The following is an 18,558-nucleotide window of genomic DNA, read 5'->3' as shown; positions in this document are numbered from 1 at the left end:
TCCTATTTGATGTCGGAAGCGACCTGCACCTTCACCATCTTGTCGGGGTCGGTGACGGTGCCGCCGCTTGATCCGGGAGGCGCCTTCTTCAGCTTGTCGACGACGTCCATGCCCTGCACCACCTCACCGATCACGGTGTACTGGTTGTCGAGACTGCCGCCGTCGGCGAACATGATGAAGAACTGCGAGTTGGCGGTGTCGACGCTGTCGCCGCGCCGGGCCATCCCGACGATGCCGCGGGCAAAATGCACCTTGGAGAATTCCTGCTTCAAGTTCGGATATTTCGAGCCGCCGGTGCCGTTGAATTTCTCGCCGTCGCCGGTCTGCGCCATGAAGCCGTCCATGACGCGATGGAACGGCACGTTGTTGTAATAGCCCTCGCGCGCGAGCTGCTTGATGCGCTCGGCGTGCTGGGGCGCCAGATCGGTCCTGAGCTTGATGACGATGCGGCCCTTGGTGGTGTCGATAACGATGGCGTTGGCCTTGTCGAGGCCGGCCGGCAAGGCTTGCGCGAAGGCCGGCACCGCGAACAGAACCGCGGCAAGAACTGCGAGAATTCGGATCATGACAACTCCGGATCAGAGATGAGAGAGGAAACGCGCCGCAATCAGGCGAATTTTGCCTTGAGCTGTGCCGCGACCTGCGGCGGGACGAAGGCCGAGACGTCCCCGCCCATGGCGGCGATCTGGCGCACCAAAGTGGCGGTGATCGGGCGGACCATGGGAGAGGCCGGCAGGAAGACCGTGTGCACCTCGGGCGCCATGGCTTCGTTCATGCCCGCAAGCTGCATCTCATAGTCGAGGTCGCTGCCGTCGCGCAGGCCCCGAATCATGATGGTCGCACCGTGCTTGCGCGCCGAGGTCACCGATAGATCGTCAAATGTCACAGCTTCGAGCACGCAGCCGGCCTGGGCCGCCACCGGCCCGCAGACGTCATGAAGCATCTTCAGCCGCTCCTCGGTCGAGAACAGCGGCTTCTTACCGGGATGGACCCCGATCGCGACAACGAGCCTGTCGCACAGCGACACACTGTGCCGGACCACGTCCAGATGGCCGTTGGTGATGGGGTCGAAGGAACCTGGGTAGAAGGCAATACGCGGCATGGCCACGTCCTACCGCGCCCGGCCCGGGCCGGCAAGCCGGGCAGGTTCCTTGGCCATTTCCAGCCGGTTTTCGCCAAATGTGCCGCCGGCCATGTCGGCGATGGCCGGTTTGTTTCGTCCTCGGGGCAGCCACGAAACAAAACGGAGCGCGAACGAAACCATTTCGCCCATCCGCGAAGACGTCCGGAAACCGGCCATGGTTACTAATCCGGCCAACGAATGACGGGCCGCACACTGGGCGTAGCGGCCGCATCACAGGGGACTGTCAATGATCAAGGCTCTCTCGGCGATCGCCATCTCTGCGTGTGTTGCTGCCGCCCTCACCCTCCTGCCCGGCTTCGCCCCGACCGTCGAGGCCAGCGTGCCGCAGCCGCTTGCCAAGAGCGACCGGCTCGATATCCGCACCATCGGCAAGGACTGCTCGCAGCAGGCCTGGCCGAACTTCGAGGCGTCCTGCCTGCGCCAGGCCGGCACCAAAGCCAACATCCACGAGGCTCGCCTCGTGACCGCCGACCGCACCCCGTAGCCGGGTCTGTCAGCTTCGCGTCAGGTAACCCCAAGATAATCCCCATGGATATTTGCGACGTCCCGTCGCAGACTGCCTGATGCTCGCGCCCGTCGGAATGTCCCGTCGGGCGCGATCCCATCGGGGGTCGCCATTGTCCAGTACGCCCGCAGTCGCCTCCGGCCACCATCCTGATCCACTGCCGCTTGCCATGACCATGGGCGCCCTCGGGGTGGTCTATGGCGATATCGGCACCAGCCCCCTCTACGCCCTGAAGGAAGCCGCCAAGGCGGCCGCCCACGGCGGCACAGTGACCAACGATGCTGTTCTGGGCGTTGCCTCGCTGATCCTCTGGGCGCTGTTGCTGATCATCTCGCTGAAATATGCGCTGTTGATCCTGCGTGCGGACAACCGCGGCGAAGGCGGCATCGTCGCGCTCCTGGCGCTGCTGCACGCGCGCAACGCCCAACCCGGCACCTGGCGCGCGCATTTGCTGGTCGTCGGCCTCGTCGGCGCCGCGCTGCTGTACGGCGACGGCGCGATCACCCCGGCAATCTCGGTGCTCAGCGCCATCGAAGGCCTCAAGGTCGACGCTCCCTCGCTCGCGCCGGCCGTGGTGCCTGTCACCATCGTCATCCTGGTCGGCCTGTTCATGATGCAGAAGCAGGGCGCCGGCTTCATCGGCCGCATCTTCGGACCGGTGATGCTGGCCTGGTTCTTCGTGCTGGCCGCGCTCGGCATCCACGGCATCGTCAAGGCGCCGGCGGTGCTGGCGGCGCTCAGCCCGCTCTATGCCTTCGATTTCCTGATCCACCAGGATTTTCACATCTCCTTCGCGATCCTGGGCGCGGCCTTCCTCGCCGTGACCGGCGGCGAGGCCATGTATGCCGACATGGGGCATTTCGGACGCTTCCCGATCCGGCTGGCCTGGTTCGCCGTCTGCCTGCCCGCGCTGGTACTGAACTACTTTGGCCAGGCCGCGCTGCTGATCACCGATCCCGGCATGATCGAGAATCCGTTCTTCCAGCTCTGCCCCGACGCCCTGCACTACCCGCTGGTCGCCTTCTCCGCGGTTGCGACCGTGATCGCCTCGCAGGCGATCATCTCCGGCGTGTTCTCGCTGACGCAGCAGTCGATCCAGCTCGGCTTCCTGCCGCGCATGCAGATCCGTCACACCACGAGCGACGCGATCGGCCAGATCTACGTGCCCCTGGTGAACTGGCTGCTCGCCGCCGCAACGCTCGGCGCTGTCCTGAGCTTCGGCACTTCGGAGGCGCTGGCCGGCGCCTACGGCATCGCGGTGTCGCTACTGATGGCGATCACCACGCTGCTCGCCGCATTGGTGGCGATCCAGTGGGGCTATTCGCCGTGGCTCGTGGTGACCGTGAACGGATTCTTCTTCGTGATCGACGTGATCTTCTTCTCGGCCAACTCGATCAAGCTGTTCGAGGGCGGCTGGTTTCCGCTGCTGCTCGCGGGCTTCGTCGCCTTCCTGATGCTGACCTGGCGCAGCGGCGTGAAGCTGGTCGAGGCCGCGCGCGGAAAACTGCGCCAGCCCGAGGAGGATCTGATCGAGACCGCGGTCAACAAGTGCCGCGCCCGGCTGCCCGGCACCGCGGTGTTCCTGGCCTCCGCGCCGAACGGCGTGCCGCTCGCACTGACGCAGTTCGTCAAGCATAACCACGTGCTGCACGAGCGCGTGCTGCTGGTGACCGTCCTGATCGAGGAAGCGCCGCACATTGCCGACGAGGAGCGCGCGGAGGTGATCGAGATCATCCCTGGCATCACCCGCGTGGTCCTGCATTACGGCTTCATGCAGAACCCGACGATCTATGACGGGCTGACGCTCACCTGCCGCCAGGGCAAGCTGCCCGGCATCGACCTCTCCGACATCACCTATTACGTCGGCCGCGAAACCATCATCCCGCGCGAGGACGTCCCGGGCATGTGGGTCTGGCGCGAAACCCTGTTCGCCTTCCTCCAGCGCAACGCCGAGCGCTCTGCCGCGTTCTTCGGCGTGCCGACCAAGCAGGTGGTGGAGTTCGGGACGGAGTTGGAGATTTAGGGCGCTTACTCATAAATCTTCGTCGATGTCCGGTTCGCCCCGACACCGACCGCCTTTGTGCAACCGCAGCAAATGTCGCGGTGGGCCAATTAGCGACATAGCTCATCTTCACGTTCGTTATGGAACCGGGCTAATGACCCGACGTCAATTTAGGAAGGTACAACGAAGCAACTAGCGCATTCATTCCTCCGGCATGCCGGCTTTACGCAAGCCTTCTAAGAGGCGGGGGAATTGGTCCTTCCGAGCCGGAAGGTCCACGTAAGGATCTTGCGTCTTGAACTGGGCGATGGTTCTGGGAATGTTACCCGGCAGCGCGAGGTACCGCCTCAAACTCTCTTTTGCATCTTCATCATGTCCCGACATCGCAAGTGACGAGATCAAGCCCGACCAGGCGACCGTAGAATTGGGAATAGCTGTAACCGACCGTCTCAACAGACTATTGGCTTCGTCGTAGCGCGTGAGAAGGAAGGAAGACTTTCCCTTGATAATAAGCAGGAGGGGGATGCCGGGATCGTGGGGAAATAAGCGCAGCGCCCGATCGGCGACGTCGATCGCTTTCTCTGGCTGCCCCGCCAAAAGATAGCCGGCGGCAATTACGAAATAGGCCGGCGCAAAGCTCGGGTTCAGTTCCACCGAATGGTCGGCCTCCTCGATGGCTCCATCGGGTCGTGTGAACAGCAATACGGTCGCTTTAGCAAAATGTGCTGAATAGGAATTCGGATCGACCGCGAGCGCCCGCGCCAGCAACTCTCCGGCACGATCCCGGACTGCTGAAGGGTCGGCGTTTCGATACGATGTGAGTTCGCCACTGATCGCGACTGCAAGATTTTCGAGTGCCCGAACATTCTTGTCGTCGATCTGTAGGGCACGCTCGCAAGCCTTGATACTATCCGGCGCTTCGATTAGCGCGCGCGCCGGCCCCAATCGTAGGACGGCCGCTTGGCATTGCATGGCCAAATCGTCCGCATTCGGATCGTTCGCCCTGGTGCGCGCGACGCGGCTGGATTCGATGGTGGTGAGTTCGATCTGGAGCGCCCGGCCCAGGCGAGTGACGATCTCGTCCTGCATTTGCAGAAGGTCGATCCGGTCGGCGTCGAACTGGTCGGCCCAGAGATGCGAGCCCGTGGCAGTGTCGATAAGCTGCGCGTTTATCCGAATTCGGCTGCCGCTCTTTTGTGCGCTGCCTTCCAGCGCATAACGCACGTTTAGCTCCCTGCCGATCTGCTTTACGTTGAAGGCTTTGCCGCGAAAAGTGAATGCAGTGGTGCGGGAGACGACGAAGCTGCCGGGCAGTCGTGAAACACGCGTGGTCAGTTCCTCGGTAAGCACGTCAGCAATATAATCCTGGCCAGCGTCGCCGCTCAAATTATTGAATGGCAGCACGACGACGGACAGGCGATTGGCCTCGGCCGGCGTTGGCTGCAAATACCCCCATCGGGTAACGAACGACGCGGTCCCGAAAATGACCGCAATCAAGACGGCCAGGGCAACGACCCAAGCTCTTCGCCAATAGGCGACTGAAATGCCACCGCTCGACGTGGGGCCAGCTCTGCCCGTGACGCCATCGCCGGTGCTCAGGTCGCTGTCGACGTTGACGCTATAGACCCGGACGGGATCGGCGATGTTCTTGAGCCGTTGATCGCCTATATCTTGAACGGCAATCTTGATCTTACCTTTGACTTGCTGCCAAGCCGCTTGAGAAAGGCAAATTCCGCGAGGCGGAGCGATGCCTTCGAGACGAGCGGCGATGTTGACGCCGTCGCCGAAGATATCGTTGTCATCGACAATGATGTCCCCGACGTGAATGCCGATCCGAAGCTCCAGTCGGACTTCTTGCGGTACATCGACATTTTGCGCTGCCATGCCGCTCTGGACATCGACCGCACAAAGCGCCGCATCGACCGCGCTGGCGAACTCGACCAGCATGCCGTCTCCAGTCGTCTTGACGATGCGGCCGCGATAAGCCGCGATGCTGGGATCAATGGTAGCCTTTCTGGCCGCCTTGAGCCTAGTCAGCGTGCCTTCCTCATCGGCGCCCATGAGGCGGCTATAGCCAACGACGTCCGCCGCAAGCACTGCCGCTAACCGCCGTTCCGCGCGCGCAACGCTCAAAAGGGCCCCCAGAAGCCGGTGAATTAGCCGGAGAGATCAAAGCATGCCCGTCTAGCCACTGCTAGAGGTCGCGAAAAGAGACCTTGGCACTTCCGCTTCGGGTTCATTTTCGACGGATTCATCAGGGATTGTCGGCAGGTTGATGTCCGCTTCTGCCCGTAAGCGCCGAACCGGGGCCGAGCCAGAAGCGCTGCGTTTGGCCGGACTCCCGTGATTCAAACTCCCAAACTGGGGGCTCGAATCATGTGCTACGAACTCGCCGACTATGAATGGACTGCCATAAGGCCGATGCTGCCGAACAAGCCGCGTGGCGTTCCTCGGGTTAACGACCGTCGTGTCCTCAATGGCATCTTCTGGGTCCTCCGATCAGGAGCACCCTGGCGTGATCTGCCGGCGGCGTTGGGCCCATACACCACTTGCTACAACCGGTTCGTCCGCTGGCGGCGGGCTGGTGTCCGGGGCCGCATCATAGACGCACTTGCCGCTGCCCATGGTGCCGCTGTCCAGATGATCGACACCTCCATTGTCCGCGTGCATCAGCATGGATCCTGCATCACAAGGAACCAGCGCCAATCGATGGGAAGGTCCCGCGGCGGCTTGACGAGCAACATCCATGCGGTGGTCGATAGCAATGGTCTGCCGGTACGGCTGGCGCTGAGCCCCGGTGAGGCCCATGACGTTCGACTTGCCGGAAAACTGCTGTCTCGTCTGATATCCGGGTCAATGCTGCTTGCCGACCGTGGCTATGACGCGGACTGGATCAGGGAGCTTGCCATGAAGAAGGGCGCGTGGGCCAACATCCCGCCGAAAAGCAACCCCAGCGATCCGATCTGCTTCAGCCCCTATCTCTACCGCGCTCGCAACCAGGTCGAGCGGTTCTTCAACAGGATCAAACAATGTCGTCGGGTGGCGACGCGCTATGACAGGCTTGCTGCCAACTACCTTGCCTTCGTTCAACTCGCGTCAATCAGGCTACGGCTGCGCCTTAATGAGTCCGCATCCTAGCAAGTGGTGAGTGGCGGATAGCCAACAGCGCAGCTTGCCCTATTCGCCACTCGCTATTCCCCATTCGCGCCGTTGCCGCTCTCCGCTTCTTCCGTGATGTGCTCCACCGACACCACATGCTCGTCCTCGGCAGTGTCGAACACGATCACGCCCTGGGTCGAGCGGCCGGCCACGCGGATGCCTTCGACCGGGCAGCGGATCAGCTGGCCCTTGTCGGTGACCAGCATGATCTGGTCGGCGTCTTCCACTGGGAATGAGGCCACGAGATTGCCGTTGCGGTTGTTGACGCTCATGGCGACGATGCCTTTGCCGCCACGGCCCGTGGTGCGGTACTCGTAGGACGAGGTCCGCTTGCCGTAGCCGTTGACGGAGACGGTCAGGACGACCTGCTCCTGCGCCGACATCTCGACATAGCGCTCCTGGGCGAGCTGGAAGCTGCCGGAGGTCTCCTCGGCCTCGGCATCCACTGCCGCTTCCTCGGTCGCAGCTTCGCCGGCGACCGCACGACGCATCTTCAGGTACGCCGAACGTTCGTCCGACGAGGTCTCGACATGGCGCAGGATCGCCAGCGAGATCACCTTGTCGGCCTCGGCAAGCGCAATGCCGCGCACGCCCATCGAGGTGCGCCCGGTGAACACGCGCACGTCGGTGACGGGGAAGCGGATGCACTGGCCGCCGGCGCCGGTGAGCAATACGTCGTCACGCTCGGTGCAGATCTGCACGTCGACGATCGCCTCGTTGTCGTCGAGCTTCATCGCGATGATGCCGGAGCGGCGGACGTCGACGAAGTCGGACAGCTTGTTGCGCCGGACGTTGCCGCCCGTGGTGGCGAACATCACGTCGAGATTGCCCCAGGTGGACTCGTCCTCCGGCAGCGGCATGATGGTGGTGATGCGCTCGCCCTGCTCCAGCGGCAGGATGTTGATCAGCGCCTTGCCGCGCGCATTCGGCGCGGCCATCGGCAGGCGCCAGACCTTTATCTTGTAGACCTGGCCGCGCGAGGAGAAGAACAGCATCGGAGTATGCGTGGACGCCACGAACAGCCGGCTGACAAAATCCTCGTCGCGGGTCTGCATGCCCGCGCGGCCCTTGCCGCCGCGGCGCTGCGCCCGGTAGGCCGACAGCGGCACACGCTTGACATAGCCGGCGTGGGAGACGGTGACGACCATGTCCTCGCGCTGGATCAGGTCCTCGTCCTCGACCTCGCCTTCCTGCTCGATGATGACGGTGCGGCGCGGCGTAGCGAACTCGGCCTTCACTTCGGCGAGCTCGGACTTGATGATGCCCAGCACGCGGTCGCGCGAGCGCAGGATGTCGAGATAGTCGGCGATCTCGCCGGCGAGCTTGTCGAGCTCCTCGCGGATTTCGTCACGGCCGAGTGCGGTGAGGCGCTGCAGGCGCAGGTCGAGAATAGCCCTCGCCTGTTCCATCGACAGCCGGATCGTGCCGTCCTCGCTGATGCGGTGGCGCGGATCGTCGATCAACGTCAGCATGTCCTCGACGTCCCGGGCCGGCCAGTCGCGCGACATCAGGGTGTCGCGGGCCGTGGTCGGGTCGGGCGAGGTCCGGATGACGCGGATCATCTCGTCGATATTGGCGACCGCGATCGCCAGGCCGACCAGGATATGGGCGCGATCGCGGGCCTTGGCGAGCAGGTATTTGGTGCGCCGCGTGACGACCCGCTCACGGAAGTCGACGAAGATGGCCAGCAGGTCCTTCAGATGCATGATCCGCGGACGGCCGCTGTCGAGCGCCACCATGTTGACGCCGAAGCTCGTCTGCAGCGGCGTGAACCTGTAGAGCTGGTTCAGCACCACATCCGGCACGGCGTCGCGTTTCAACTCGATGACGACGCGGTAGCCGTCGCGATCGGATTCATCGCGCAGGTCGCCGATGCCCTCGATCTTCTTTTCCTTGACCAGCTCGGCGATGCGCTCGACCATCGTCGCCTTGTTCACCTGGTAGGGAATCTCGGTGATGATGATCGCCTCGCGCTCCTTGCGGATGGTCTCGATCGCGACCTTGCCGCGCATCACGACCGAGCCGCGGCCGAGGTGATAGGCGGCGCGGATGCCCTGCCGTCCGAGGATGACGCCGCCGGTCGGGAAATCCGGTCCCGGCACGATGTTGATGAGCTCGTCGATGGTGAGCGCGGGGTTGTCGATCAACGCGACGCAGGCGTCGATGACCTCGCCGAGATTGTGCGGCGGGATGTTGGTCGCCATGCCGACCGCGATGCCGCCGGCGCCGTTGACGAGAAGGTTCGGGAACTTGGCCGGCAGGACCGATGGTTCGGTCTCGTTGTTGTCGTAGTTCGGCTGGAAGTCGACGGTGTCCTTGTCGATGTCGGCCAGCAGAGCCAGCGCCACCTTGGTCAACCGGGCTTCGGTGTAACGATAGGCGGCCGGGGGATCGCCGTCGACTGAGCCGAAATTGCCCTGGCCGTCGATCAGCGGCACGCGCATGGAGAAGTCCTGCGCCATCCGGACCATGGCGTCGTAGATCGACTGGTCGCCATGCGGATGATATTTACCGATGACGTCGCCGACCACGCGGGCGGACTTGACGTACTTCTTGTCGGGCGTGTGCCCCTGCTCGTTCATCGAGTACAGGATGCGGCGATGCACCGGCTTGAGGCCGTCGCGGGCGTCAGGCAGCGCGCGCGCCACGATCACGCTCATGGCGTAGTCGAGATAGGACTTCTTCATCTCCTCGAAGATGGAGACGGGTCGAATATCCGAGGGTTGCGCCGGCTGGTCGCCGGGCTTGTCGTCGTCGTCAGCCAAGGGGAAATCCGGTGAGGTTTTATCTGGGAATCATATAGCGCATCGCCCCCCTGATAACCACCCTTGCGGGCTTCCGGGAAGCGCTTTTTCCGACTGTTTTTCCAGAGACTTAAGCCCTTGCGAGCCGTGTCTCGGACAGCCCCCGCACCGACCTTGCAAAATCGCCCGCAACACCTGGAAAACCGCGCCGCGAGCTTCCCCCGTCAGCGCGTTTGCCATGACGTAATCCGAGCTCAACCCAAACATGAAGCGGGCCCGGAAATCCCGAGCCCGTCCTGCCGATTAGAAAGCTTTGCTGGCGCGGCGTGAGAAGCGCCGCCCCATCCGGCCGGCGCGTCCGCGTCGTATGATACGCCACGTTCTCAGAACGGGATATCGTCGTCCATGTCGCCGTTGCGGCCACCGCCGCCGGCGGCAACAGGACGGCGCGGCGCGCTGCTGACCGGACCTGAAGAGCCGAAATCGCCGCCCGGCTCGTCGCCGAAGCTGCCGCCTGCCCCGCCGCCGCTACGACCGTCCAGCATCGTCAGCGTCGAGTTGAAGCCCTGGAGCACGACCTCGGTCGAGTACTTCTCGACACCGCTCTGGTCGGTCCATTTGCGGGTCTGGAGCGCACCCTCGACGTAAATCTTGGCGCCCTTCTTCAGGTACTGTTCGGCGACCTTGCAGAGCCCTTCATTGAAGATCACGACGCGGTGCCACTCGGTCTTTTCCTTGCGCTCGCCGGTCGCCTTGTCGCGCCACGTCTCCGAGGTCGCGACGCTCAGATTGGCGATCGGCCGCCCGTCCTGGGTGCGGCGGATCTCAGGATCCTTGCCGAGATTTCCAACCAGAATGACCTTGTTGACGCTTCCCGCCATCTCCGCTCTCCACTCCGAATGCCACTGAATCTAAGGAGGCCGGTCCGCTCCCCGCGTTCCGCCGTGCCCCTGTCGGGGCGACCCTATACGCTCGCCGAACGCTTGCGGACTTCGATCAGTCCGTCACCCCTCGGGTTATCCCCACATATAGCATCGACCTTCGGTTCGTTCCAGATTTGTTCTTTGCGAGTGACGCCGCCGAACGTATCGGGTCGATCGGCCGGTGGGGCTTGCGGAAAGACACGCGCAGGATGGAACCGGTTCGGGTTCCCGCGGAACAGCAAAACAACCTAACATTCATCAAGTTAGAGCCGGTCCGACTCGCCTGCGACTGTGGCATTTCGGAGACGGACTCCATTCCGCGATCGGACTAGGTTTTCCTCGGAATTAATTCATCTGGGCGTCGCGCCTGATCAAACCGCTTCGGGGATTTCGAGAAGCGGATGAACCTGGGGAGACTGGCAATGAACAAGATCCTGATTGGTGCAATCGGTGCAGTGGCGTTGGGCCTGTCGGCTCCCGCAAGCGCGGCGGACATGGCCGCGCGTCCCTACACCAAGGCTCCGGCGCCGATGGTCGCCACCATCTACGACTGGAGCGGCTTCTACATCGGCATCAACGGCGGCGGCGGCACCAGCCACAAGTGCTGGGACTTCGTCGGCGTCGGCGGCGCTCTGGTCGGCGAAGGCTGCCACAACTCGGTCGGCGGCACGGTCGGCGGCCAGGTCGGCTATCGCTGGCAGTCGGCCAATTGGGTGTTCGGCCTCGAAGGCCAGGGCAACTGGGCCGACTTCTCCGGCGACAACGTCGGTGTGGTGACCGGCCTGCGCAATCGCTCCAAGATCGATTCCTTCGGCCTGATCACCGGCCAGATCGGCTACGCCTGGAACAACGTGCTCGTCTACGTGAAGGGCGGCGGCGCCGTCGTCGGCGACCGCTACCGCGGCTATGACGTCGTCACCGGTCTCGAATTCGACCAGGCCAAGGAGACCCGCTGGGGCGGCACCGTGGGCGCGGGCGTCGAGTTCGGATTCGCGCCGAACTGGACGGTGGGCTTCGAGTACGATCACATCTTCCTCGGCAATCGCACCATCGGCTTCACCGGTTCGGGCAACTTCGTGCTCGCCCCGCTCGGTGCTGCCACACGCTCCGAGCGCATCGGCCAGGACGTCGATATCGGCCTGATCCGCGCAAACTATCGCTGGGGCGGTCCAGTGATTGCGAAATACTGATATCCATCTGATATCGCTCAGAAATAAAAGGCCGGCTTCGCGCCGGCCTTTTGCTGCGCACAGCCCGAATAATAGGCTTCACCCACTGCTGCATTTCCAACCTGCTGTGGCTTTTCGGGTACACAACTTGCGGCTTCACTGGTGTATGTACGACATCGGTTGGACCACAGCGTCCGATGCTCTTCCGCGCACGGAAGGCAACAACAGAAACTGGGACTGGGATTAAGTTGAAAATGAAAAAGGTTTTGTTGGCTTCGGCCTGTTTGTTCGCTCTCGCCGCCCCGGCTTCGGCCGCTGATCTCGCGGCGCGCCCCTACACCAAGGCTCCGGTGGCTGTGGCCTCGGTCTACAACTGGACCGGCTTCTACATCGGTGCCAACGCCGGTGGCGGCTCGAGCCACAATTGCTGGGATACGACCGCAGTAGCCGGCGGCGCAGTCCCCGTCACGGCTGAAGGTTGCCACAATGCGACCGGCGCCCTCGTCGGCGGCCAGATCGGCTACCGCTGGCAGTCCACCAACTGGGTGTTCGGCCTCGAAGCTCAGGGCGACTGGGCTGACCTGAAGGGCTCGAACACCAGCTCGCCCGCCGCTTTCTTCCCGCTGGTGAACAACACCAAGATCGATGCCATCGGTCTCTTCACCGGCCAAGTGGGTTATGCCTGGAACAACGTGCTCTGGTACGTGAAGGGCGGCGCGGCCGTCACCCATAACAAGTTCAGCGGCACTCTGGGCGGCGTCACGTTCGGCGAGGCGACCGACACCCGTTGGGGCGGCGCCGTCGGCACGGGCATCGAGTTCGGCTTCGCACCGAATTGGTCGGTTGCCCTCGAGTACGACCATCTGTTCATGGGCAAGCACACCGACAGCTTCACGGCGTTCGGTCTGCCCTTCCGCGCCGACAGCATCAAGCAGGACGTGGATATGGCCACCGTCCGCCTGAACTACACCTTCGGCGGCGGCGCAGTGCTCGCGAAGTACTGATCTTCGTCTCCAACGCCATCGCGTTACGAAAGGCCGGCCTTGCGCCGGCCTTTTTGTTTTCGCGCTCCGACACCGGGTTCCTGCTGCCAAGTCCCGCCAGCGCAACAACAATCCGTTGACGATTCGCAAGTCCCACTGGAAATCCTTCTCCGTTCTTCCTACGTTCGCTGACAACCCCATCGGCGCCGATCCCGGTTCCGGGCGAAGCGCGCCTATTAAGTTGGCGCGATCGCGCGCTTTTGGATTCCCTGAGGACCACCAGGATGGATGAAGTGATCAAGGCGAAGCGCCAACAACAGAACGCGGGATCAAACCTGCGCGCAATTACGATCCGTGGCGCGCGCGAGCACAACCTCAAGAACGTCGACGTCGAGATTCCCCGCGACAAGCTGGTGGTGTTCACGGGGCTATCAGGCTCCGGTAAATCCTCGCTCGCGTTCGACACCATCTACGCCGAGGGCCAGCGCCGCTACGTCGAATCGCTGTCGGCCTATGCGCGCCAGTTCCTGGAGATGATGCAGAAGCCCGACGTCGACCAGATCGACGGCCTGTCGCCGGCGATCTCGATCGAGCAGAAGACGACGTCGAAGAACCCGCGCTCCACCGTCGGCACCGTCACTGAGATCTACGACTACATGCGCCTGCTGTGGGCGCGCGTCGGCGTGCCGTATTCGCCCGCCACCGGCCTGCCGATCGAGAGCCAGACCGTCTCGCAGATGGTCGACCGCGTGCTGGTGCTGCCCGAGGGCACGCGCCTCTATCTGCTCGCGCCCGTCGTGCGCGGCCGCAAGGGCGAGTACCGCAAAGAGCTCGCCGAATGGCTCAAGAAGGGCTTTCAGCGCGTCAAGATCGACGGCGCCTTCCACGAGCTCGCGGAAGCGCCGACGCTCGACAAGAAATTCCCGCACGACATCGACGTCGTCGTCGACCGCATCGTTGTGCGCGCCGACATCGGCCAGCGCCTCGCCGAAAGCTTCGAGACCGCGCTGAAGCTCGCCGAGGGCCTCGCCGTTATCGAATTCGCTGATGCACCGGCCGCAGCAGCACCCGCGGAAGAGAAAAAGAAGACCGCAAAAATCCACGACAAGAGCGGACCCGAGCGCATGCTGTTCTCGGAAAAGTTCGCCTGCCCCGTCTCCGGCTTCACCATCCCCGAGATCGAGCCCAGGCTGTTTTCCTTCAACAATCCCTATGGCGCCTGCCCCGCCTGCGGCGGCCTCGGTGTCGAGCAGCATGTCGACGAAGACCTCGTCATCCCCGACAAGGAGCTTGCGATTGGCAAGGGCGCGATCGCGCCCTGGGCCAAATCCTCATCGCCCTATTACATTCAGACGCTGACTGCGCTCGGCAAGCACTACAAGTTCACGCTGACCACCAAATGGAAGGATCTGCCGAAGAAGACGCAGAACGCGATCCTCCATGGTTCCGGCGAGGACGAGATCAAGTTCTCCTATGAGGACGGCGTCCGCTCCTACGACACCAAAAAACCGTTCGAAGGTGTCATCACCAACATCAACCGTCGCTATCGCGAGACCGAGAGCGAATGGGCGCGCGAGGAGCTCGCGAAATATTTCCACGACGTGCCCTGCGAGGGCTGCAAGGGCTTTCGGCTCAAGCCCGAGGCGCTCTGCGTCAAGATCGGCGGCAAGCATATCGGCGATATCTCCGAGATGTCGGTGAAGGGCGCCGGCGCGTGGTTCGAGACCGTGCCCGAGGCGCTGAACACCCAGCAGAACGAGATCGCCGGCCGCATCCTCAAGGAGATCCGCGAGCGCCTCACCTTCCTGCTCGACGTCGGCCTCAACTACCTCACCCTCTCCCGCTCCTCCGGCACGCTGTCCGGCGGCGAGAGCCAGCGCATCCGCCTGGCTTCGCAGATCGGCTCGGGGTTGACCGGCGTGCTCTACGTGCTGGACGAGCCCTCGATCGGCCTGCATCAGCGTGACAACGCGCGCCTGCTCGATACGCTGAAGAGACTTCGCGACCTCGGCAACACCGTGATCGTGGTCGAGCATGACGAGGACGCGATCCTCCTGGCCGACTATGTCCTCGACATCGGCCCCGGCGCCGGCATGCATGGCGGCCACATCGTCGCCGAAGGCACGCCCACCGAGATCATGCGCAACCCGAAATCGCTGACCGGTAAATATCTCACCGGCGAGCTCGAGGTCGAGGTGCCGGAGCGGCGTCCGCCGAACCATCGCCGCACCATCAAGGTGGTCAACGCGCGCGGCAATAACCTCAAGAACGTCACGGCCGAAATTCCGCTCGGCCTGTTCACCTGCGTCACCGGCGTCTCCGGCGGCGGCAAGTCGACGCTGCTGATCGACACGCTCTACAAGGCGATCGCCCGCAAGCTCAACAACGCCAGCGAGGGCGCAGCCCCGCACGACCGCATCGAGGGCCTCGAGCACATCGACAAGATCATCGACATCGACCAGTCGCCGATCGGCCGCACGCCGCGCTCCAACCCCGCGACCTATACCGGCGCCTTCACGCCGATCCGCGAATGGTTCGCCGGCCTGCCCGAATCCAAGGCGCGCGGCTACGAGCCCGGCCGCTTCTCCTTCAACGTCAAGGGCGGCCGCTGCGAGGCCTGCCAGGGCGACGGCGTCATCAAGATCGAGATGCACTTTTTGCCGGACGTCTACGTCACCTGCGACGTCTGCAAGGGCAAGCGCTACAACCGCGAGACGCTCGAGGTCCTGTTCAAGGGCAAGAGCATCGCCGACGTGCTCGACATGACCGTCGAGGAAGCCGCCGAGTTCTTCAAGGCGGTGCCGCGCGTGCGCGAGACGTTCCAGACCCTGCATCGCGTCGGCCTCGACTACATCCATGTCGGCCAGCAGGCGACGACGCTGTCCGGCGGCGAAGCGCAGCGCGTCAAGCTGGCAAAAGAGCTGTCCAAGCGCGCCACCGGCCGCACGCTCTACATCCTGGACGAGCCGACCACCGGGCTGCATTTCCACGACGTCAAGAAGCTGTTGGAGGTGCTGCACGAGCTGGTCGCGCAGGGCAACACGGTCGTCGTCATCGAGCACAATCTCGAGGTCATCAAGACCGCAGACTGGGTCATCGACCTCGGCCCCGAAGGCGGCGACGGCGGCGGCGAGATCGTCGCGTGGGGTCCGCCCGAGGACATCGCGAAAGCGCCGCGGAGCTACACGGGCAAGTTTTTGGCGCCGGTGCTGGCGAAGGCGCGGAAGCCGAAGCGGCGACGGACGGCGAGCGAGGCGGCGGAGTAGCGCAGCCTCGCTGCTACAGTCGAAGAAGCCACGATATCTGGTCGCGATAAGCAGGTGGGAATACCACGCGGAGTGGACGATCCGACCTCGACATGTCTCGGGTCGCGTCGGCGAGTATCGCGATATAAATCCTCGCATTTGCGATGTCTCGAACGAGTGGCACGTCTGCGTGCTCCAGAACGACCGGTCCCGCAGGTAACCAAGAGAGATCGCGCAGACACTCCTCAAGCGCATCCCAATTTTCACCGAAATAGTCGGGAAAACTGAGCTGTTGCGCAATCAGGCCAAGAAGCGTCATCCTGTTGGGGATGTCCGCCGGAAGGCCGGCGCAGACAGCCGCGTTGATCGATAGATCCTCCCGACGAAATAGGAATGGTGGTTCAATTCCGCTTGCCAAGCTAACCACCGACGAATTCAATGACGGCCTCGCCTCGCGCGACGGCTTCGACAATTTGCGGCATGGCGCTCAGAAACTGGCGGACCAGCGCACGATTGTCGATGTTGCCGACGCGGACCCACAGCACGATTGGCCCCTGCCCCTTTGCGGCGCGAAGAAGCGAGAAATCGCGGTCTTTGGTCACGAGAACGGCTGAGCGAGAAATAGCTTCATTCCAAATCTCTCCGTCAGTCGCGGTCGCCATCCCGAACTCGGCGACATGAGCCGCATCGAATCCAACTCGATGCATGGCTTCTGCGAGTGCAGGTGGAAGCTGAGCATCGATCAGGTAAAGCAAGCTATTTGGCCGCTATGATCGGGTGATCAACTTGGCGCGCAGCATAGGCAAGCACCGCGTCAATATCCGCCTCTTCCAAATACGGGTAGTCCTCAAGAATGCTCTCGCGCGACTGTCCGGCAGACAGCAGCCCCAGGACGTCGGCGACCGTGATACGCAGACCGCGAATACACGGACGTCCGTGCATCCGCTCCGGATCGACCGTAATTCTTGCCAGTAGCTCCGACATCTGTCACCTCTGTGTAGTCAATATAGCATTTCCGATTGCATCTGTCAGCGTGTCGCCGACGCGCACGATGCTCGCTCCGTCCGGCAAGCCCACCCCTCCTCCATGCCCTACTTCCTCGCCATCTTCGATCTCGACGGCACGCTGGCCGACAGCTTTCCGTGGTTTTTGCGCACCATCAACGATGTTGCCGATCGCTTCGGCTTTCGCCGTGTCGCCGATGAGGATGTCGAGGGGCTGCGGCATGCTTCGACACGCGAGATCCTCAGCCGCCTCCAGGTGCCGCTGTGGAAGCTGCCGGCGATCGCGCGGCATGCGCGGCGGCTGAAGGCGGAGGCGTCGGCGGAAATTTCACTGTTCGCGGGCGTCGAGGAAATGCTGCAGACGCTGGCCGAGAACGGCGTGCAGCTTGCGCTGGTGACGTCGGATAGCGAGGCCAATGCGCGCGAGAAGCTTGGCGAGGCCGCCGCGCTGTTCGCGTATTTCGATTGCGCGGCATCGATCTTCGGCAAGCCGGCAAAATTCCGCCGGATCATCCGTCGCGCCGGCGTCGAGCCTGGCCAGGCCATTGCGATCGGCGACGAAGTCCGCGACATCGAGGCAGCGCGAGCCGTCGGGATTGCCTGCGGCGCGGTCAGTTGGGGTTATGCCGCACCGGCGGCGTTGCAGGCGCTTGCGCCCGATCACATGTTTACGCAAATGGAGGAGATCGCGGACGTGGTTTGCCGGATTCCACTCAAAGCCTGATCCGCAATCGCCACGCCCGGCCCAGGGAGACGGTGATGACACTCACGGACGCGGCCCGCCTGAAGCTCCTTGAACCGCCGGTCGGCAAGGTGCGCGTCGTCCTCGACACCGACACCTATAACGAAATCGACGATCAGTTCGCGCTGGTGCAAATGCTGCTGTCGAAGGACCGCTTCGACGTCGAGGCGATCTACGCTGCGCCGTTCTTCAATGCGCGCTCGGACAGCCCCGGCCACGGCATGGAGCTGAGCTATCAGGAAATCCTGCGCCTGCTGGAGCGCCTGAACATCGCACCGGAAGGCCTGGTTCATCGCGGCGTCACCGACTATGTCGGCCCCGGCAAGACGGCGCGGCCGGCGCCCGCCGTCGACGACCTCGTGGCCCGGGCTCGCGCGGGCTCCCCTGACAATCCGCTCTACGTCATTGCCATCGGCGCCATCAGCAATGTCGCCTCTGCACTTCTAAAAGCCCCCGACATCATCGCCCGAATCGTGGTGGTCTGGCTCGGCGGCCATGCGCTCGAATGGCCGCACACGATCGAGTTCAATCTCAAACAGGACGTCGGCGGCGCGCAGGTGCTGTTCGACAGCGGCGTGCCGCTGGTTCTGGTGCCGTGCAAGGGCGTCACCTCGCACCTTCACAGCACGGTGCCGGAGATCGAGCGCTATGTCGAACCGCACGGCAGCATCGGCGCTTTTCTCGCCATGCGCTTCAAGGAATATTCGTCCGATCATCTGGGCTGGGCCAAGGAAATCTGGGACATGGCGCCGGTCGGCTGGCTGCTGAACCCCGAATGGGCACCGAGCGTGATCATCCCGGCCCCGGTTCTCACCGATCAGATCACGTGGAGCATCGATCGCCGGCGGCATCCGATCCGCTACGTAACCTACGTGGACCGCAACCCGATCCTGCGAGATTTCTTCCTGAAGCTGAAGGCGTTTGCCGAATTGAAATAG

General features: G+C 63.3%; 17 protein-coding genes. 8 read left to right on the top strand and 9 right to left on the bottom strand.

The window, feature by feature from the left end; all coding sequences use genetic code 11:
• Nucleotides 1–2 precede the first annotated feature (2 nt).
• Genes QCM77_RS22315 through QCM77_RS22305 form a run of 3 tightly spaced genes read right to left on the bottom strand, consistent with a single transcriptional unit; the run spans nucleotide 3 to nucleotide 1,300 of the window.
• Nucleotides 3–566: a peptidylprolyl isomerase gene (locus QCM77_RS22315; RefSeq protein WP_279663703.1), complete on the bottom strand. Its 564-nt coding sequence runs from the start codon at nucleotides 564–566 to the stop codon at nucleotides 3–5.
• 41 nt (nucleotides 567–607) lie between these two features.
• On the bottom strand, nucleotides 608–1,102 hold the full coding sequence (coaD, locus tag QCM77_RS22310; RefSeq protein WP_279663704.1) for a pantetheine-phosphate adenylyltransferase: 495 nt from the start codon (nucleotides 1,100–1,102) through the stop codon (nucleotides 608–610).
• 9 nt (nucleotides 1,103–1,111) lie between these two features.
• Entirely contained in the window at nucleotides 1,112–1,300 is a 189-nt protein-coding gene (locus tag QCM77_RS22305) for a hypothetical protein (protein WP_279663705.1), read from the bottom strand.
• Nucleotides 1,301–1,370: 70 nt separating this feature from the next.
• Here QCM77_RS22305 and QCM77_RS22300 point away from each other — a divergent pair, with 70 nt between their 5' ends.
• Nucleotides 1,371–1,628 carry a hypothetical protein gene (locus QCM77_RS22300; RefSeq protein ID WP_279663707.1) on the top strand — a complete coding sequence of 86 codons (258 nt, stop codon included), beginning with the start codon at nucleotides 1,371–1,373 and terminating at the stop codon, nucleotides 1,626–1,628.
• A gap of 190 nt (nucleotides 1,629–1,818) precedes the next feature.
• Complete coding sequence (locus QCM77_RS22295; protein ID WP_279663909.1) at nucleotides 1,819–3,672, top strand: potassium transporter Kup; 1,854 nt, start codon at nucleotides 1,819–1,821, stop codon at nucleotides 3,670–3,672.
• A gap of 180 nt (nucleotides 3,673–3,852) precedes the next feature.
• Here the strand turns inward: QCM77_RS22295 and QCM77_RS22290 are convergent, their stop codons facing one another.
• A complete protein-coding gene (locus QCM77_RS22290; protein ID WP_279663708.1) occupies nucleotides 3,853–5,784 on the bottom strand; it encodes an adenylate/guanylate cyclase domain-containing protein in 1,932 nt (643 codons plus the stop codon).
• A 243-nt stretch (nucleotides 5,785–6,027) separates the two neighbouring features.
• Here QCM77_RS22290 and QCM77_RS22285 point away from each other — a divergent pair, with 243 nt between their 5' ends.
• Entirely contained in the window at nucleotides 6,028–6,789 is a 762-nt protein-coding gene (locus QCM77_RS22285; protein ID WP_279684903.1) for an IS5 family transposase, read from the top strand.
• 53 nt (nucleotides 6,790–6,842) lie between these two features.
• Here the strand turns inward: QCM77_RS22285 and gyrA are convergent, their stop codons facing one another.
• Together gyrA and QCM77_RS22275 are read right to left on the bottom strand one after the other, a co-directional pair.
• The gene (gene gyrA, locus QCM77_RS22280) at nucleotides 6,843–9,575 is read right to left on the bottom strand and encodes a DNA gyrase subunit A (RefSeq protein WP_279663710.1); all 2,733 of its coding nucleotides are present in this window, start codon (nucleotides 9,573–9,575) and stop codon (nucleotides 6,843–6,845) included.
• Nucleotides 9,576–9,937: 362 nt separating this feature from the next.
• Entirely contained in the window at nucleotides 9,938–10,435 is a 498-nt protein-coding gene (locus tag QCM77_RS22275; protein ID WP_279663712.1) for a single-stranded DNA-binding protein, read from the bottom strand.
• Nucleotides 10,436–10,899: 464 nt separating this feature from the next.
• Here QCM77_RS22275 and QCM77_RS22270 point away from each other — a divergent pair, with 464 nt between their 5' ends.
• The 3 genes from QCM77_RS22270 to uvrA all read left to right on the top strand — a co-directional run bounded on the left by QCM77_RS22270 (nucleotide 10,900) and on the right by uvrA (nucleotide 15,895).
• Complete coding sequence (locus QCM77_RS22270) at nucleotides 10,900–11,667, top strand: outer membrane protein (RefSeq protein ID WP_279663713.1); 768 nt, start codon at nucleotides 10,900–10,902, stop codon at nucleotides 11,665–11,667.
• Nucleotides 11,668–11,900: 233 nt separating this feature from the next.
• Nucleotides 11,901–12,650: an outer membrane protein gene (locus QCM77_RS22265; RefSeq protein WP_279663714.1), complete on the top strand. Its 750-nt coding sequence runs from the start codon at nucleotides 11,901–11,903 to the stop codon at nucleotides 12,648–12,650.
• A gap of 263 nt (nucleotides 12,651–12,913) precedes the next feature.
• Nucleotides 12,914–15,895 carry an excinuclease ABC subunit UvrA gene (uvrA, locus tag QCM77_RS22260; protein WP_279684901.1) on the top strand — a complete coding sequence of 994 codons (2,982 nt, stop codon included), beginning with the start codon at nucleotides 12,914–12,916 and terminating at the stop codon, nucleotides 15,893–15,895.
• A 13-nt stretch (nucleotides 15,896–15,908) separates the two neighbouring features.
• Here uvrA and QCM77_RS22255 read toward each other — a convergent pair whose 3' ends face one another.
• From QCM77_RS22255 to QCM77_RS22245, 3 genes are read right to left on the bottom strand one after another with little or no spacing between them, the layout of a single operon-like run.
• On the bottom strand, nucleotides 15,909–16,301 hold the full coding sequence (locus tag QCM77_RS22255) for a barstar family protein (RefSeq protein WP_279663911.1): 393 nt from the start codon (nucleotides 16,299–16,301) through the stop codon (nucleotides 15,909–15,911).
• Entirely contained in the window at nucleotides 16,294–16,629 is a 336-nt protein-coding gene (locus QCM77_RS22250; RefSeq protein ID WP_279663716.1) for a DUF5615 family PIN-like protein, read from the bottom strand. Before QCM77_RS22250 ends, QCM77_RS22255 begins: the two co-directional genes overlap by 8 nt.
• Nucleotide 16,630: 1 nt before the next feature.
• Entirely contained in the window at nucleotides 16,631–16,858 is a 228-nt protein-coding gene (locus QCM77_RS22245; protein ID WP_279663717.1) for a DUF433 domain-containing protein, read from the bottom strand.
• Between the two features lie 102 nt (nucleotides 16,859–16,960).
• Between QCM77_RS22245 and QCM77_RS22240 the strand changes: the two genes are divergently transcribed.
• Both QCM77_RS22240 and QCM77_RS22235 read left to right on the top strand, forming a co-directional pair.
• Complete coding sequence (locus QCM77_RS22240; RefSeq protein ID WP_279663718.1) at nucleotides 16,961–17,602, top strand: HAD-IA family hydrolase; 642 nt, start codon at nucleotides 16,961–16,963, stop codon at nucleotides 17,600–17,602.
• A 35-nt stretch (nucleotides 17,603–17,637) separates the two neighbouring features.
• Nucleotides 17,638–18,558, top strand: coding sequence for a nucleoside hydrolase (locus QCM77_RS22235; RefSeq protein WP_279663719.1), 921 nt, complete (start codon nucleotides 17,638–17,640; stop codon nucleotides 18,556–18,558).

Source organism: Bradyrhizobium nivariense (genome assembly GCF_029846695.2).
Lineage (GTDB): Bacteria > Pseudomonadota > Alphaproteobacteria > Rhizobiales > Xanthobacteraceae > Bradyrhizobium.
This window is presented reverse-complemented; position numbering and strand designations above follow the sequence as displayed.

Coding starts and splice junctions, on each gene's coding strand:
- QCM77_RS22315 (WP_279663703.1), bottom strand. CDS start 566: ATGATCCGAATTCTCGCAGTTCTTGCCGCGGTTCTGTTCGCGGTGCCG.
- coaD (WP_279663704.1), bottom strand. CDS start 1,102: ATGCCGCGTATTGCCTTCTACCCAGGTTCCTTCGACCCCATCACCAAC.
- QCM77_RS22305 (WP_279663705.1), bottom strand. CDS start 1,300: ATGGCCGGTTTCCGGACGTCTTCGCGGATGGGCGAAATGGTTTCGTTC.
- QCM77_RS22300 (WP_279663707.1), top strand. CDS start 1,371: ATGATCAAGGCTCTCTCGGCGATCGCCATCTCTGCGTGTGTTGCTGCC.
- QCM77_RS22295 (WP_279663909.1), top strand. CDS start 1,819: ATGACCATGGGCGCCCTCGGGGTGGTCTATGGCGATATCGGCACCAGC.
- QCM77_RS22285 (WP_279684903.1), top strand. CDS start 6,028: ATGTGCTACGAACTCGCCGACTATGAATGGACTGCCATAAGGCCGATG.
- QCM77_RS22275 (WP_279663712.1), bottom strand. CDS start 10,435: ATGGCGGGAAGCGTCAACAAGGTCATTCTGGTTGGAAATCTCGGCAAG.
- QCM77_RS22270 (WP_279663713.1), top strand. CDS start 10,900: ATGAACAAGATCCTGATTGGTGCAATCGGTGCAGTGGCGTTGGGCCTG.
- QCM77_RS22265 (WP_279663714.1), top strand. CDS start 11,901: ATGAAAAAGGTTTTGTTGGCTTCGGCCTGTTTGTTCGCTCTCGCCGCC.
- uvrA (WP_279684901.1), top strand. CDS start 12,914: ATGGATGAAGTGATCAAGGCGAAGCGCCAACAACAGAACGCGGGATCA.
- QCM77_RS22245 (WP_279663717.1), bottom strand. CDS start 16,858: ATGTCGGAGCTACTGGCAAGAATTACGGTCGATCCGGAGCGGATGCAC.
- QCM77_RS22240 (WP_279663718.1), top strand. CDS start 16,961: ATGCCCTACTTCCTCGCCATCTTCGATCTCGACGGCACGCTGGCCGAC.
- QCM77_RS22235 (WP_279663719.1), top strand. CDS start 17,638: ATGACACTCACGGACGCGGCCCGCCTGAAGCTCCTTGAACCGCCGGTC.